This is a genomic window from Bacillus sp. Root920 (genome assembly GCF_001429445.1).
GTDB lineage: Bacteria > Bacillota > Bacilli > Bacillales > Bacillaceae > Bacillus > Bacillus safensis.
In genome coordinates this window covers 2041890-2058830 of the sequence record NZ_LMJV01000001.1, presented here as the reverse complement: position 1 = coordinate 2058830, position 16941 = coordinate 2041890, and the positions used below count along the sequence as shown (strand labels likewise).

The window sequence follows — 16941 nt, the reverse complement described above, 5'->3', positions numbered from 1 at the left end:
GAACGAAAAAAGACGGTCAAAGAACTAAGAGAGCTTGATCAAAATTTAAAAGATGAATATGCTTTGTCAGAGACGGAGCAGCAAGCTACAATGGCATTGTAYGCTGAAATGATGAATGCGACAAATGACGGAAAAGCGATTTCGCCTATGAATTTTGACAAGAAAGCCTATCAAAATAGCGAAATCTACAAGGCAAAAAGCGATATTGAGAAGCAAACTTCTGAATATCTGAAAATCAAAAAAGAACAAGAAGAAGCCCGCGAAATCGCAAAGAAACAAGAAGCGCTCGCCAACCGCCCTTGGTATGAAAAAGCCCTCGATTATGGTGGAAACATCGTGAATGAACTGACCGGCGTGAACGATGCAAAACGTGCCGCAACGGGCGTTGATCCAATCACAGGAGAGGAACTCACCGCAGGACAGCGAGTCGCGGCAGGCGGCATGGCAGCCGCAGGCTACATCCCAATCGTCGGCTGGGCAGGCCGCATTTTCAAAGGCGGAAAAGCTGTCTATAAAACGACCCAAGCCACATCAGCCGCAGTCAGGGCAGTCGATATCTACAAGACATCACAAAAATCCTTTGACGCCCTGAAAACATCTCAAAAAGGTTTATATGGCCTCACCGCCACCAACGGCTTCAGCGAAGCGATCACAGGCCGAGATATGTTTGGAAATAAAATTTCGAAAGAACAGCAGGAAGCGAGTATGAATGCGGCTCTGGGGATGCTTTTGCCGTTTGGGGCTAAAGGGTTTCATGGTAAAATGGGGATTAAGGGTAATAAGATAGATTCTGATACAATAAAAAAATATATTAGAGATATAGAAGGACGAACAGGTAGAGAGTTACCTAAAAAACAAACAGAGAAGTTGAAGGAAGCCTTAAGAAATAAAGAATATAAAAAAATGACACCAATAGAAACAGCTAAGCATAGAGCAGAATTTGATAAAGTAAAAAATACAGTAATCAAAAAGTGGGAAGAAAATACTGGGCAAAAGTGGCCTGAGTATAATGAAAATGTTATTTCAGAAAAAACAGGTAAAATAATTAGGAAAAAAGGAGATAAGTATGATGCTCATCACATAATTGAGAATACATTTGGAGGAGAGCATGAATGGTGGAATATGCATCCTGCAAAATTCCCAAATGAGCATCAAGCTGGTATTCATGGGAAAGGTTCACCAGCAAACGAACTATTTAAAGGAGGTAAAAAATAATGGGATACGAATCTTTGAAGGCAAATCAAGAAAATAGTTTTTATCCAGTAACCGAAAATGAAATAAAAGAGGTTGAGAAGGAACTTGATTTAAAATTTCCTAAAGAGTTAGTTAATTTTTATATGGAGGTTGGCTACGGGTTTATTAAAGGTTCAGAGTTTAATAACAATCGTATTATGGATCCTTATTCCGTCAGAGATTTTCGATTAAGAGTTAATGATTTTGAGTTTTATCCTGATATAGAAATCTATGATGAATTTGAAAATAACAAACTAATATTTTTTGAAGGTAGTGAATCAGCTTTAATGTCAATTGAATTGAATGAAAAGAATAGCAGTCCGGTTTACTATTATGATATTCAAATTGCGACTTCTCTTGAAGAATTTTTAAGAAAAATAGAAGAAAATGATAAATATTACTTGGAGTTACTAGTTGATTAAAAATAAAACGCATACCTTGATTGGCTAAATGCCTTTCAAGGTTTTTTACTTTAATTAATATTAAACTACCCTGATATTTGAATGAGTTAATAAGAAAATGACTAGTTTGAGAATCAAGACCATGATGATAGTACCATCAAGGAAGTGGGTACAATAAACAGAAAAACATCCTCTAATAATGCATAGAGAATGCTGCTCTGTTTAGAAGGGGGAAATAATTTTAATTTATTTGTTTCATCAGATTCACAAATTCGAGTTCAATATTCCCCTTTAATTTTAAAAAATGACCCACGAATCGTTCCAGCAAGTTTAGACTTCTGCCTAGCAAATTTAAATTTCCCTTCTAATTCCTTTGGTACTTCCATACCTTCAGAAAGCTTAAAACCAACAGCACGTTTTTTCGGGTCATCCAATGTATACAGGACGTTAATTGCAAGACCATCCTCATAAAAGACGTAGGTCCATTTGATATTTTCTACTTGAAAACTTGCCGTTTCTAAAGGTTTGGCTGCAAACTCTAGTTCACGTTCTTCTTTTAACACTCGGTTCACATAATCAAGGGTATCCTGACTTTCGCTAGCAGGCAATACTGTAAATTCATGCTTATATTTGTTCATAAAGTAACGAGCCTCATTAGCTCGTAAGCCAGCAAGTGCTTCTGCTACAGGTGAAGACTCTAAACCAATCGTAGACACATTTTTAAAATCAACGATATAGGCCATTTCTATCCCTCCATATCCTTCTTATTTTCGTACAACAGGAATCCACATCTCACCAAGTAATAAGTCGTTTCGCTGCCCCATCTCTACCACTGCATTTGGTCCACCAACATAAGCGAAATTCTTCGCTTCAGGCAAGACTTGACCAAATGCAATACCAGTAAGCGTTTGATGCAATTCATCAGCGGTTTTAGCTTCCCCTTTCACGATTAGATATTCCCCTTTAGGAAATTGAATCACTCTGTCCGCTTCTGGTAACGATTCCTCTGTCATGACCCCGACATAATGCATCAGCTTGTTATTTACCGCTTCGTTTACGATAAAAATATAGTCATTTGAGGCAATGGCTTTTAAGGTGTCAAGCTTTCCTTCTTTTGTGACTGCTTGCCAAAAGTCTGCTTTTTCCTTCGTGATGCCCGCATAGTCTGTGTAATGACTCTTAAGTTCAGTTCCAATACCTAACACGTGAAAGCTGTCTTTTTGTTCTAATATATAATCTGCCATATTCAACACTTCCTTTTGAAAAATTGATCAAATGTTTTTTCTTTTCACTTGATAAATATATAATAGGCTTAAATCATGTCAAAAAATGATACTATTTAGGGGGATCAGATGAAAAAAGTTGAACGGATTAATACCATCATGCGGTATATTAACAACCGCGCCAACTTTACAATTTCTGAAATCATGAGAGAATTTCATATCTCTCGTTCGACAGCAATTAGAGACATCAGAGAAATTGAAGCTATGGGGATGCCGCTTGTCGCTGAAGTCGGAAGGGACGGGGGATATTTTGTGATGAACAATTCCGTCCTGCCAACTGTTCGTTTTACCGATAATGAAATTAAAGCTCTTTTTATTGCCTTTATGGCCACAAGAAACCAACAACTCCCTTATTTAAAGAGTCGCCAGTCTTTAGCTGAAAAATTACTAGGACTCATCTCAGAAACCCAGCAAGATGACCTTGTTCTGTTAAATCGCCTCTTGCTATTTGAAGGGACTAATCCGAATAATCCTGATCTGCTTGATTTGACAGATCTCCCTCATCCCATGTTAGAAAAATTAATCCAACTGCTTATTTTGGATCGATATTTACTGATTACCATGAGAGAGGAGAAAGTGATGAAGTCCTATCCTATTTACCTCTTGAACCTTTATCGTGAAAAAAGCCTTTGGCTGATTGAAGGCTTTGATTTAAAGGAAGAGAAGAAACGGATTTTGCCTGTCGACAACCTCACAGATGTTGAACCTTGCTCTACAAAAAATAGATTAAGCAGGAAAAAGATTTTAGAAAAACTAAGTAAGCAGGAGGAAGTAATCAACCTTGACCTTGAACTTGGTCCAAAGGCAATTGCACAGTTCAAAAAATACCATCCTTTCAAAATGTCAATTTCTTATACGAATCCTTACCAAACTACAGCCATTTTAAAGACTTTTATCGATGTTAATCATTCAGAAGAAATAACAAATTGGCTACTTTTCCTAGGCGATGATATCAAGGTCAGGGAAATGCCTGTAGAAATCTTGGAAAGTTTACAAGAGAGACTACTCCTATATTGTCCATAATCAATGCTGGTTAGACCTCATACTAGATACATGAAGGTGAGTCGTATCAAAAAATTCTTGCTCCAAGTTTTCGAACAAAATCTCAATGAACCACCAATCTTATTTCCATCTTCTTTAGATCTCAGCTGTTGAAGAAAGATAAATATGCTTTGTCAGAGACGGATCAGCAAGCTTCAATGGCATTGTACACTGAAATGATTGCAACAAAATGACAAAACAGCGATTCCTATAGATCTTGACAATAAAGACATTAAAAAACACAAAAGGGGTAATTTTATTGAATTCTTATGATGAAGATCTAATAAAGGATTTGGAATTAAAAGACCTTCTTAAATATGTCAAAGTACATACAAATCCAAAAATTTATTTAGACTTAATAGAACAAAAATTTGATTTTGCTGGTTCAAAAATAGATTGGTTATAAACCAATAAACATTATAGTAAGAGCTCAAATAATGAATCGTTACTTCCTGATGCTCTTCTATTTATAACTGAATTAAAAGAAAAATATTTAGCAAATAACTTACAAGTAATTTACATAGGGGATAACCTTATAGAGTTTGGGTACCAGTTTGAATTAAAACATTTAAAAGAGTTACTAGTCTATTTTTTAGATATCCCACAGCACCACTACTTTATATCCTTAGAAGGTGATTGGTGTATTTGTATTTCATTTGAAAACGATTTGGATTTCGGATTTAGTTTAAACAAAAAATAATTTTGAGCGTCACATATAAGAAAAATAAAAGATGATAAGAAATGAAAAAACCTTGACTGGCTCTATACCATTCTAGGTTTTTTGCGTTTATTGGTTCTCAAATAGTATACAAGCCTCAAAGCACACTCAAATGGTGTGTTTTTTTTATGAAAAGAGCACACAATCGCTGCACAGCACGTGCTGAAGACATTTGGACTTCTTTGATGCATGTGAGTTGATTAGACTTATAAGCAAAGGGAAAGAAAGGAGGAATTCCAACTGTACTTAACCAAAAGGGGCACGACGTTACTATCTATGCTGCTTCATACGACATCTTATCTATCAATAGAAGATTTGCAGAATCGAATGAACGTTTCGACTCGAACCGTTTACGCTGAAATCAAGCGAATGAACAGCTGGCTTGAAACTCATCAGCTTAGTGGTGTGCAGCGAAAAGGCCAACGTGGCTATTATTTAAATCCTCATGAAAAAGAAATCATTATTCAAAAAGCTGATACCATTCTTGTTGGTCACGATTATGAACCATGTGTAAAGGAACGAAGGGCTATCTTGCTTTTAACCATTGCATGCAGCGAGCATTGCCTAAGAATAGATGATTTTATGAAGATGACAAAGGTGAGCCGAAATACATTACTCGAGGATATGAAACAGCTAAAAGAAGCGCTCTCAAAGCAGGAGATCACACTCCGCTATCAGGCAGCAAGCGGCTATGTCATTTCAGGAGACGAAAGGGCCATTCGATTGGCACTCAAACCTTATATACATTTCATTCGCACCATGATAAAAAACGAAAAAACGTTTCCGTCGTTTTGGTTAAAGGGACCTATTTCATCCAAACGGGTACACCATCTCCTCCAGCAGTCAGAACAAGAACTTAAGCTTGAATTTGCAGATGAGATGCTGGATCAGCTCTCTTTGGATCTCTTTTTTTACTTTAAGCGGATGAAGCTGGGGCATGCTGTACACATTTCAAACGAAGAAAAGCGAACATTGCAGGAAACAGAGGAATGCTTGGCGGCTATTCGTTTCATGGCACAGATTCAAAAAGAGGCCAGTCTCATTGTTCATGATGATGAGATCTATTTTCTTAGCACCTTATGGCTCAGTGCAAAAAAACAAAAACTTCCATCAATTAAAAAACCAGAAGAACATCTCATTCGCACCATCGCCAGACAAATGATATTTGACTTTCAGCGATATGCTTGTATTTCCTTTCAAGAACCAAAAGCATTGGAGCAAAACTTAACAATGCATTTAATTCCAGCCTATTACAGGCTCATCTATCACATTAGTATGATCAACGAACTGACGGATTCTATAAAAAAAGCACAGCCAGAAGTGTTTGAAATCACTCAGAAAGTTGCATGTCATTTAGAAAAGGCGGCCTGTTCAAAGTTGAGTGACCATGAAATTGCATATCTCGCCATGCATTTTGGCAGCTGGATGAGAAGAGAAGGAATTTCATCCATTGCCAGGCGTTCTGTATACATTGTCTGCGGAGAAGGAATCGGCACAAGTAACATGCTGAAAACTCAGCTTCTCGAATTAATCGGCTACATTGAAGTACGCGGACTGTTATCAAAGCGTGCATATGAAGAATTAGCAGCAGTTGATGCAAATTTCGTTGTGTCCACAACACCTATTTCGTTTAAAGGAAAACCAGTTCATCTCGTTCATCCTATTTTAACTGCCTATGAGAAAAAAACATTACTTCAATACGGAAAAGGCTCAGAAACGAAGATTGACGAGAAGCATGTAAACGCTTTATTCAACATCATTCAGCAGCATACCATCGTACAAAATAAACAAGCACTGCTTCATGACATTCGGGAGCTGCTACATCCCACATATGTATCCTATCAGAAAGGGTGGAACCCAGTGTTAAATGATTTATTAACAGAACAAACCATCAAGCTCCACCAAACAGCAGACACATGGCAAGAGGCGATTACAAAAGCGGCGCAGCCTTTACTTGATCAAAATGCTATTAAACCATGTTATGTAGAAGCCATGATACAGTCTGTTCATCAAAATGGTCCTTATATTGTCATTGCACCACAAGTGGCCATCCCACATGCAAGGCCCGAGGATGGCGTGAACAAATTGAGCATGACGCTCATGTCCTTCAAACAGCCCATTTCGTTTTCAAAGGATGGAAAAAAGCAGGTGCGGCTTGTCATTGTGTTAGCTGCCATTGACAGCATGAGCCACTTGAAAGCACTCAAACAGCTGACCATGCTGTTAAGTGAAGAGAAACGCACGAAACAATTGATTGAAGCAGAAGATTTAGCATCGGTTCAAAAACTAATTGATCAATTTTCACAAGTATAAAGGGGGAGTAAGAAAATGAAAAAAATTCTTGTTGTATGTGGAAACGGGTTAGGAAGCAGCTTTATTGTAGAAATGAATGTCAAAAAAGCTTTAGAAGAATTAGGTCTTAAAGCTGAAGTGGATCATACCGATCTCAGTACAAGTAAAAATGAACCAGCCGACCTTTATATCGGAGCAGCTGATATTATTGACCAGCTGAATGACGGCACAAGAAATGTGGCTGGCTTAAACAATTTGTTAGACCAGGAAGCCATTAAAGACGTCCTTCGTCAACACATTTAAGTCATGAAAAAGGGGGATTCACATCATGATAGAACTGATCATGAACGATATATTGGGCACACCTGCCATTCTCATCGGTTTGTTTGCACTAGCCGGTTTACTTTTGCAGAAAAAATCAGCTGCAGACACTGTGTCAGGCACCTTGAAAACAACCATGGGTTTCTTAATATTAGGGGCGGGCGCTACAGTCGTCTCTGATTCACTTGGGGTTTTTCGAAAGATGTTTGAAGCAGCCTTTCACATTCAAGGGGTTGTCCCAAATACAGATGCTATGGCCGCCATTGCTCAAAAGGAATTCGGTACACAGACAGCACTTATCATGATTTTTGGTATGCTGGTCAATTTGTTACTTGCAAGATTTACACCCTTTAAATATGTCTTTTTGACTGGTCACCACACGTTGTATATGGCGGCGATGCTCGCCGTCGTTCTCTCGACAGCCGGCATGCACGGGTGGCTGCTCATCTCCACTGGCTCAATGATATTAGGTGCAGCTATGGTCATTGCACCCGCAATCCTTCAGCCGTTTACGAGGAAAGTCACCGGAAGCAATGATCTCGCGCTCGGACACTTCAGTACTTTCGGTTATTTTACTGCGGGAATGATCGGCAAATGGGTTGGATCTCCAGAAAAATCAACGGAAACCATTCAAGTGCCTAAATCACTCGGTTTTCTAAGAGATACATCTGTTGCCATTTCGATTACGATGGCTTTACTGTTCTTTGCCATTGCACCGTTTGCAGGAATTCCTTATATAGAACAAATTAGCGGTGGCACGAACTTCGCTGTCTTCATTCTCATTCAAGCGATTACGTTTGCTGCTGGTGTGTACATTATTTTAGCAGGGGTACGGATGGCCATTGGCGAGATCGTGCCTGCGTTTAAAGGGATTGCCGATCGATTCGTGAAGGGGGCAAAGCCGGCACTTGATGCGCCAACCGTTTTTCCATTTGCGCCAAATGCGGTCATTATCGGTTTTTTATGCAGCTTTGCAGGAGGCATCGTATCCATTTTTCTTTTACCTTTGTTTGGTTTAACTGTCATTGTCCCTGGACTTGTCCCGCACTTTTTTTGCGGTGCTACAGCAGGCGTGTATGGCAATGCAACAGGAGGGGTAAGAGGTGCTGTCGCTGGGGCCTTTGTAAATGGATTGCTTCTTTCCTTTTTACCTGCCTGTTTATTACCTGTGTTAGGAGCCCTTGGCTTTGAAGGGACAACGTTTGGAGATACAGACTTTGGTATCATCGGAATCTTGATTGGATTGATCAAGTTTTTATTTCAGCTGTAAAAAGGAGGCGCCTGAGAATGACAGCCGTTTTTTCACCTTCATTGATGTGCATGGATCTAACGCACTTCCGTGAACAAATTCATCTTCTCAACACGAGAGCAGACCGGTACCATGTCGACGTGATGGATGGGCATTATGTGAAGAATATGACGTTATCACCCTTTTTCATTGAACAGCTTCGGAAACTGACAAATTTACCGATTGATGTTCATCTAATGGCCGAACATCCGCAGGAATTTTTAATCGATGCATGTATTGATGCAGGCGCAACGATGATTTGTTTACACCCAGAAGTCGTGCAAAAAGATGCCTTTCGAATCATCCGGCATATTCACCAAAGAAAATGTGATGTTGGCTTTGTTCTAAATCCCGCCACACCAGTTGCAGCATTAGATTCCTTTATTCATTTAATAGACAGAGTGACGATCATGACAATCGATCCAGGCTTTGCCGGGCAGCCTTTTATTAAAGAAATGCTTCAAAAAATTAAACAGGTGAGAGATATCAAAAAACACGGAGGATACTCGTTTTCAATTGAAGTAGACGGCTCTTGTAATGAGAGCACGTTCCGGCTGCTTGCTGAGGCTGGAAATGAAATTTACATCATCGGCACCTCAGGTTTATTTGGACTTCATAAAGAACTCGACACTGCTTGGGAAAGAATGAAGCAAATATTTGCAAAAGAAACAGCCTCAATCGAATCACGTTAGTAAAAGAGAGGATGAAAACCATCCTCTTTTTGACGCAAATTTTACTAAAACACAATTTATTCACCAAAACTTACCCAAAAACAAAATAAAAATCAAAAATTCATAATTGAAAGCGCTTTATTTATGTGTTATCCTTCAAATATCTTTAGTAAATATTTAGTCAAATAACGATGAGGAGTTTGCCTATGACCACACTCAAAGATATTGCTCATGATGCAAAAGTGTCCGTTTCCACTGTATCCCGTGTGTTAAATGGCGATCAAACGCTTGCCGTTTCACACGCAACGAGACAAAACATCCTCGACATTGCTAAGAAGTTAAACTATACCCCAGTGAGAGCAAGAAAAGCAGATCAAGCAGAAGAAAAAAGCCCATCTGAATCCCCAGTCATCGGTGTCGTTGTCGCTCAATCCATTGACGAAGAATTAAATGATCCCTTTTTTTCATCGATTCGAAAAGGAATTGAAAAAGAATATGCCAAACAAGGCTTGTCCACTCTCCATACCTTTCGCCTAAGAAGCATGGATAAAGGGGCGATGCTAAAAGATATTGACGGCTTGATCGTCATTGGACGAATCAGCCCGGATACGGTTGAAAAAATGACAAATCGAATGGAACACATTGTTTTTATCAATCATTATGCGGATGAAGATTTGTATGATTGTGTACATGTGGATTTTGTCAGAGCGGCAGATCGCGCCATTCGTCATCTGCAATCTCTCGGCTATACACATCTAGGCTATATTGGCGGGAAAGAGCGGGAGCATTATTTTGAAGGTAATGCTGTGATTGAGGACGAAAGACAAACGACGTTTATGAAAAGAATGCAGGAGGCGGGCGCTCTTCATATGGAAGACATCCACATTGGTGAATACTCCATGCAAGAAGGTTATACGCTTATGCAGCAAGCGATCAAAAAGGGAAAACTGCCGCAAGCCTTTTTCATTGGAAGTGACTCTATGGCAATCGGCGCAATGCGCGCTCTGCATGAAGCCGGTCTACACGTACCTTCAGATGTATCCATTGTTGGGTTTAATGACATTGAAGCCGCGTCATTTTCAAGTCCGCCGCTTACGACCGTCAAAGTATATACAGAAGAAATGGGGGAAGTCGGTCTGAAACTTTTGCTTGAGAGAATAAACGGAAGAAAACTTCCTCTAAAAGTCGTCGTGCCAACAACACTCATCGAGCGAGGCAGTACATGTCTCATCCATGAAAGGGGGTGAACCATAGATTTCAGCAAACAAAAAAGAGACAAAAAAGCAGAAAGCAAGCTGCTTAGCATGATGGCCAGATCATGCTAAGAACAATGCAGCCTGCCGGTATGCTCTCTTATCTCTTAGAAAAGAATAGAATTCCAGTATAATGGACTTCCTTTGTTTCCGCAACTGCATGAATTCTACCAATTATCGTCTGAATTTTCAGTGATTAAAAGGAGGAAACCATGAATAAAAAAATCATGCTGCTGACTGCTGCCATGTTCTTGACCATGATTTTGTCTGCTTGCGGTAATAACAGCTCATCTGAAGCAAATGGAAAGGTCACCTTGACGCTATTTTCAACAATGAGCAACAGCGGGGAAAGAAAAGCGTTTGAAGAAGTCATTCGCGAGTTTGAGAAGGAGCATGAGCAGATTCGAATCGATGCTAATTTCCCAGGCAACAGCTATGAAGATATGATCCGCGTCAAAATGGGAGCAAACGATATGCCAGACCTGTTTGATACACATGGCTGGGCCAAACTGCGCTATAGCGAGTATGTGGCTGATTTAAAAGAGATGGATTGGGTCAAACAGCTTGATCCTTCACTCGACCAGATTTTAAAAGACCAAGATGGGAAAGTGTACGCTTATCCGCTGAATCAAGCAAAAGACGGGCTTAGCTTTAATGCCAATCTATTAAAGGAATATGGCATAGAAGTGCCTAGAACACTTGATGAATTAAAATCTGCTTTGCTGACAGTGAAAGAAAAGAGTAAAGGAGATGTTGTGCCGCTCTGGATACCAGGAGGAGATAACTCAAATATTGCCCAAGTCTTTGATGAGCTGGCGACGCCTTTATTAATCACCGATCAAAAGCATCAATACGGAAAGGAACTTGAAAACGGATCATTTGATTGGTCTCTCTATACCCCGCTTGCACAATTCATGAAAGATCTGAAGGATCAAGACCTTTTAAACAAGGATGTCCTGACAGCGAAACTATCTCAAGCGCCTGAACTCATGGCGCAAAACAAAATCGCTTTCACCTTTGTCGGAGGATCCTTAGGACCTGAAGCAACAGAGCTGAATTCATCGATCAAAGTAGGCACGATGCCTGTTCCAGCCATTCATAAAGCAGATGAACAAAGCTGGATTGGCGGAGAACGTTTTACTGTTGCTGCTTGGAAAGGCTCTAAGCATCTAAAAGAAGCAAAACAATTCATCGATTTTTTAGCAAAACCTGAAAACGCAAAAAAAATCGCAGAGGGCACATCCTCTGAAACAGCTCTAAAACAAGTGAAAGCGAAAAACTATTACTCTACATTTTACGATCAATACGAACAGGTAAAGATTGAACCGTATTTCGATCGAAAATACTTACCAAGCGGAATGTGGGCGGTCATGGCAACAACCGGTCAAGAATTATTAGCAGGCTCGATCACACCAGAACAGTTATCAAAGAAAATGGAAGAGGAATATAAGCGTTTGAAAAAACAATAGCTGATGGATGCTGAAAACAGGAGTGAAGCCAATGAATGACATCACAAAAGCAAAGCAGCCAGCCGCATTCACCTCTTTACCAAAAGAAAAGATGCAAAAACAACAGAATTCCTCACTTTGGTGGATGTACATGCCAGCTGTTCTCGTCGTCAGTACCTTTATCATTTATCCTTTTTTGAACGGCATTCAGCTTTCTTTTACGAATTGGAACGGTTTCTCACAAACTTATCAATGGATTGGTCTTGAGCAATATCAAAGACTGCTTCAGGATCAAGCGACATGGCTTGTTGTCAAAAACACGCTTCTCTATGGAATTGGGAGCACCATCTTGCAAAATATCATCGGACTTGGATATGCTCTTTTATTAAATCAAAGCTTAAAGATGAAAGCCATCACAAGAACGGTCATCTATTTACCTGTCATGATCAGCCCGATTGCGATGGGCTATATTTGGTATTTTGTGTTTGCTTACCAAGGCGGTGCCTTAAATGATGTGGTGACGCTTTTTGGATTCGATCACATAAATGCGCTCGGCAATGCGGAATTAAACACATGGATCATTGTGCTTGTCAACACATATCAATTTGTGGGGATTGCAATGATCATTTATCTAGCAGGACTTCAAAGTATTCCTAAGGATTATTATGAAGCGGCGCAATTAGACGGCGCATCGAGCCTCCAGCAATTCAGGCGGATTACATTGCCACTGCTTATGCCGTCGATCACCATTAATGTTGTGCTGAATGTCATTGGCGGGCTCAAGCTCTTTGATGTCATTGTGGCACTCACGGGCGGCGGACCTGGAGATTCCTCGCAATCCATGTCGACCTTTATGTATGATCTGTATTTCAAACGTCAGGATGCAGGCTATGCAGCGACGCAAGGGGTGTTCATGGCGGTCATCATCCTTGTCATTAGTGTCGCAGCGCTGATTTATTTCAAACGAAAGGAGACCGAGGTGTGATGGATAACGCCTATAAACGCAAGAAAAGATGGTACTCCGTCCTCGCACTATTGATCACATTGCTGCACCTCATTCCATTTTATATTTTGGTGACAACATCATTAAAGGGGATAGGAGATTTCAGTTCAAAATGGCTGTTTCCGAAAGCACTGCATCTTGAAAACTTCCGCACAGCATGGACAGAGGCTCAGCTTGGCCAGTCCTTTTTGAATACAGTGATCATTACGTTCAGTTCCGCTGTATTGCTCATTATCTTTGGATCTCTTGCAGCCTATCCGCTTGCAAGAAGGAACACAAAGCTGAATAAAGCAGTCTATGTTTTATTTATTGCCATTATGGTCATTCCACCGCTTACAGCCCTTGTCCCGCTCTATAAAATGGTCGTTCAAATCGGGATGATGAATACCTATCAAATTGCTATTTTAAATAATGTGGCTGCTTTTTTGCCGCTGACAATTTTCTTATACGCAGGCTTTATCCGGTCGACAATTCCAAAGGAGCTTGAAGAAGCTGCCCGTATTGATGGAGCAGGGACACTCAGAGTTTTTTTCACAGTCGTTTTTCCGCTTCTGAAGCCCATTACCGCTTCTGTATTAATCATTGCCTGCGTGTATATTTGGAACGACTATCAATTTGCTATCTTCTTTTTGCAAGATAAAGAGATGCATACACTCACAGTCGCCTTATCCCATTTTTTTGGTCAAAATCAGCATCAGCTTCAGCTCGTTGGGGCAGCTGCACTCATTGCGATGCTGCCAATGGTCACGATGTTTTTACTTTTGCAAAAATATTTTATCGCAGGGCTTTCACAAGGCTCTGTCAAAGGCTAGCCCAATATGGATGTAAAAAGGAGAGTCGTCTATGTCTAAAATTACATTTATCGGTGCAGGGAGTACCGTGTTTGCTAAAAATATATTAGGAGATTGTCTGTTTGCTCCCGCCCTTGCAGGGTTTGAATTCGCATTATATGATATCGACCACAACCGGCTGAAAGAATCAGAAACAATGCTGTCGCATTTAAAAGCAAATTACGGTGCAAACGTGACCATCCAGTCCTATCACAACCGCAAAGAAGCCTTAAAGGATGCAAAATATGTCATCAATGCCATCCAAGTTGGAGGCTATCGACCAAGTACTGTCATTGATTTTGAAATACCTAAAAAATACGGATTAAGACAAACGATTGCGGATACGGTAGGGATCGGCGGCATCTTTCGCTCCCTTCGGACGATTCCTGTCATGCTAGACTTTGCAAAGGATATGGAAGAGGTTTGTCCAAATGCTTTATTGTTAAATTACACGAATCCAATGGCCACACTGACAGGTGCGATGCTTCGCTATACACAGATTCAAACGGTTGGTCTCTGTCATAGTGTGCAGGTGTGTACAAAGGACCTATTTGAATCTCTTGAAATGGAACATGAAGGCATTGAAGAAAAAATCGCCGGCATTAACCATATGGCATGGTTATTAGAAGTAAAACGGGACGGAAAAGACTTGTATCCAGAAATCAAAAGACGAGCAAAAGAAAAGCAGCAATCGCGGCATCATGATATGGTTCGTTTTGAACTGATGGATAAATTCGGCTACTATGTCACAGAATCCTCAGAGCACAATGCCGAATACCATCCATATTTCATCAAATCACGGTACCCTGAACTAATCGGTCAGTTTAACATTCCGCTCGATGAATATCCGCGACGCTGCGAGGAACAAATCAACAATTGGAATACAATGAAGCATGACCTTGTGGGAAACACACAGATCACACATACCCGCTCAAAAGAATATGGTTCCCGGATCATTGAAGCGATCGAAACGAACGTTCCCTTTAAATTTGGTGGAAATGTTCTGAACACTGGCGGGCTCATTGACAACCTGCCTGAAAAAGCTTGTGTAGAAGTACCGTGTGTGGCAGATCGAAGCGGCATCATGCCATGCTATGTCGGAGAAATACCTGAACAATTGGCAGGACTCAACCGAACGAATATCAGCTCACAGCTGATGACGATTGAAGCAGCGATCAGCGGTAAAAAAGAACACATTTATCAAGCAGCTCTACTGGATCCACACACAAGCGCTGAATTATCAATTGATGACACCATTAAATTATGTGATGAACTCATTGAAGCACATGGAGAGATGCTGCCAAATTATATAGAACCAAATCAATATGCCGCATCAACCAAATAACAGAAATGAACCAGTCTCTACCTGATGCACCGCGCATCAGGTTTTTGTTATGAAGCAAAAAGAGGATTGACTGAGGGCCATTTTAATATTATGATTTTTCTAAAGTTAATCAACAGTTAACCAAAAAAACACCATGAATTTTTGGCATTCTAGTGTCATATGTCACAAACAAACCAGTTTATCACAACGTAAACCAAAACTGCCGTTTGATTTGACAAAGAGTGTATACAGATGAATGCCCGTTAGATGAGACAATGACGATACATACACATCCTTTAACAAGACATTCTTTAACAAAGAGGAGAGAGGGAACATGACCAAAACAGATGTACAAACGTTGAAAAATTATATCGGCGGACAATGGATTGAAGCAGAAACAAGTCAAACAGAAGCAGTGTATAACCCAGCCACTGGCGAAATCATCGCGGAAGTGCCGCTTTCAACAAAAACAGATGTTGAACGTGCGGTACAAGCAGCACAGGAAGCGTTTACTACTTGGTCTAAAACTGCTGTTCCCAGACGTGCACGCATTTTATTTAAATACCAGCAGTTACTCGTTGAGAACTGGGATGAGCTGGCTGAACTTGTCACGATTGAAAACGGAAAAAGTGTAACTGAGGCAAAAGGAGAAGTACAGCGAGGCATTGAATGCGTCGAATTCGCAGCCGGCGCCCCAACTTTAATGATGGGAAAACAATTGCCTGATATTGCAACCGGGCTAGAGTCTGGCATGTACCGTTATCCAATTGGCGTCATCGGCGGCATTACGCCATTTAACTTTCCAATGATGGTTCCATGCTGGATGTTCCCGCTTGCCATTGCCTGCGGAAATACGTTTGTTTTAAAACCTTCAGAACGAACACCTATTCTTGCAGCACGGTTAGCAGAGCTGTTTGAAGAAGCAGGTCTTCCAAAAGGTGTTCTCAACATTGTCAATGGAGCGCACGATGTCGTCAACGGCCTGCTTGAACATCAAAAGGTCAAAGCCATATCGTTTGTCGGCTCTCAGCCAGTCGCAGAATATGTCTATAAAAAAGGAACAGAGCATGGCAAACGTGTACAAGCACTTGCAGGGGCAAAGAATCACTCTATTGTCCTCAAAGATGCGGATTTAGACGCGGCAACCAAACAAATCATCGGGGCTGCCTTCGGATCAGCAGGAGAGCGCTGCATGGCCGCAGCCGTTGTCGCAGTGGAAGAAGAAGTGGCGGATGAGTTGATTCAAAAATTAGTTGATGAATCAAACGAGCTCGTCATTGGAAACGGGATTAATGAAGACGTCTTTCTTGGTCCAGTCATTCGAAAGGAACATAAAGAACGAACGCTTCAATACATCCAGTCAGGGATTGAAGAAGGAGCAAGCCTCATTCGTGATGGCCGGCAAGATGATCAAACAAATGGAGAAGGGTATTTCGTCGGACCGACAATCTTTGATCATGTCACAAATCAAATGAAAATTTGGGAGGACGAGATTTTCGCCCCAGTCTTATCAATTGTCCGTGTTTCTTCATTAGCAGAAGCAATCGACCTGTCCAATCAATCAAAATTTGCGAACGGTGCCTGCCTGTATACGGACAGTGCATCAAGCATAAGAGAATTTCGCGAAAACATCGAAGCGGGCATGCTCGGCGTAAACATCGGTGTACCCGCACCAATGGCATTCTTCCCGTTTTCCGGCTGGAAGGATTCTTTCTACGGAGACTTGCATGCCAATGGTACTGACGGAGTAGAATTTTACACAAGAAAGAAAATGGTCACCGCTCGTTATATGTAAGCTACATGCAATGAATCATGAAGAAAAAATGCAGCCCCAG

The 16941-nt window shown here is 40.7% G+C and carries 16 protein-coding genes; 14 read left to right on the top strand and 2 right to left on the bottom strand.

The genetic code is table 11. The features are described 5' to 3' along the window. The coding region (locus ASE42_RS18610) for a pre-toxin TG domain-containing protein (RefSeq protein ID WP_235566701.1) at positions 1-1215 on the top strand (1215 nt) is incomplete at its 5' end. After that, positions 1215-1655, top strand: coding sequence for an SMI1/KNR4 family protein (locus ASE42_RS10090; protein ID WP_056766693.1), 441 nt, complete (start codon positions 1215-1217; stop codon positions 1653-1655). The genes ASE42_RS18610 and ASE42_RS10090, both read left to right, overlap by 1 nt. 257 nt (positions 1656-1912) lie before the next feature. On the opposite strand, the gene ASE42_RS10085 is transcribed toward ASE42_RS10090, so the two are convergent. Next, positions 1913-2377, bottom strand: a complete 465-nt coding sequence (locus tag ASE42_RS10085; RefSeq protein ID WP_034622069.1) for a hypothetical protein — start codon at positions 2375-2377, stop codon at positions 1913-1915. A gap of 21 nt (positions 2378-2398) precedes the next feature. Next, the gene (locus tag ASE42_RS10080; RefSeq protein WP_056766690.1) at positions 2399-2878 is read right to left on the bottom strand and encodes a GyrI-like domain-containing protein; all 480 of its coding nucleotides are present in this window, start codon (positions 2876-2878) and stop codon (positions 2399-2401) included. 108 nt (positions 2879-2986) lie between these two features. Between ASE42_RS10080 and ASE42_RS10075 the strand changes: the two genes are divergently transcribed. From ASE42_RS10075 to ASE42_RS10020, 12 genes are all read left to right on the top strand, one after another. Next, positions 2987-3940 (top strand): helix-turn-helix transcriptional regulator, encoded by a 954-nt coding sequence (locus tag ASE42_RS10075; protein ID WP_056766687.1) that lies wholly within the window; start codon positions 2987-2989, stop codon positions 3938-3940. Between the two features lie 277 nt (positions 3941-4217). After that, complete coding sequence (locus ASE42_RS19210; protein ID WP_235566700.1) at positions 4218-4364, top strand: hypothetical protein; 147 nt, start codon at positions 4218-4220, stop codon at positions 4362-4364. 552 nt (positions 4365-4916) lie between these two features. Then, positions 4917-6989 (top strand): BglG family transcription antiterminator, encoded by a 2073-nt coding sequence (locus ASE42_RS10065; RefSeq protein WP_156403020.1) that lies wholly within the window; start codon positions 4917-4919, stop codon positions 6987-6989. Between the two features lie 15 nt (positions 6990-7004). Beyond that, on the top strand, positions 7005-7271 hold the full coding sequence (locus tag ASE42_RS10060) for a PTS sugar transporter subunit IIB (protein ID WP_056766683.1): 267 nt from the start codon (positions 7005-7007) through the stop codon (positions 7269-7271). Positions 7272-7296: 25 nt separating this feature from the next. Next, positions 7297-8559, top strand: a complete 1263-nt coding sequence (locus ASE42_RS10055) for a PTS ascorbate transporter subunit IIC (protein ID WP_024425191.1) — start codon at positions 7297-7299, stop codon at positions 8557-8559. 17 nt (positions 8560-8576) lie between these two features. After that, complete coding sequence (gene alsE, locus ASE42_RS10050) at positions 8577-9269, top strand: D-allulose 6-phosphate 3-epimerase (RefSeq protein ID WP_024425190.1); 693 nt, start codon at positions 8577-8579, stop codon at positions 9267-9269. Positions 9270-9454: 185 nt separating this feature from the next. Beyond that, positions 9455-10495, top strand: a complete 1041-nt coding sequence (locus ASE42_RS10045) for a LacI family DNA-binding transcriptional regulator (protein WP_025093198.1) — start codon at positions 9455-9457, stop codon at positions 10493-10495. A gap of 218 nt (positions 10496-10713) precedes the next feature. After that, positions 10714-11970, top strand: a complete 1257-nt coding sequence (locus tag ASE42_RS10040) for an ABC transporter substrate-binding protein (RefSeq protein WP_056766681.1) — start codon at positions 10714-10716, stop codon at positions 11968-11970. 31 nt (positions 11971-12001) lie between these two features. Continuing rightward, entirely contained in the window at positions 12002-12934 is a 933-nt protein-coding gene (locus ASE42_RS10035) for a carbohydrate ABC transporter permease (RefSeq protein WP_056766894.1), read from the top strand. After that, a complete protein-coding gene (locus tag ASE42_RS10030) occupies positions 12934-13764 on the top strand; it encodes a carbohydrate ABC transporter permease (protein WP_024425187.1) in 831 nt (276 codons plus the stop codon). The genes ASE42_RS10035 and ASE42_RS10030 overlap by 1 nt, the downstream gene beginning before the upstream one ends. 31 nt (positions 13765-13795) lie before the next feature. Further along, positions 13796-15127, top strand: coding sequence for an alpha-glucosidase/alpha-galactosidase (locus ASE42_RS10025; protein WP_056766679.1), 1332 nt, complete (start codon positions 13796-13798; stop codon positions 15125-15127). 313 nt (positions 15128-15440) lie between these two features. After that, positions 15441-16901 carry a CoA-acylating methylmalonate-semialdehyde dehydrogenase gene (locus ASE42_RS10020; RefSeq protein WP_056766678.1) on the top strand — a complete coding sequence of 487 codons (1461 nt, stop codon included), beginning with the start codon at positions 15441-15443 and terminating at the stop codon, positions 16899-16901. Positions 16902-16941 lie beyond the last annotated feature (40 nt).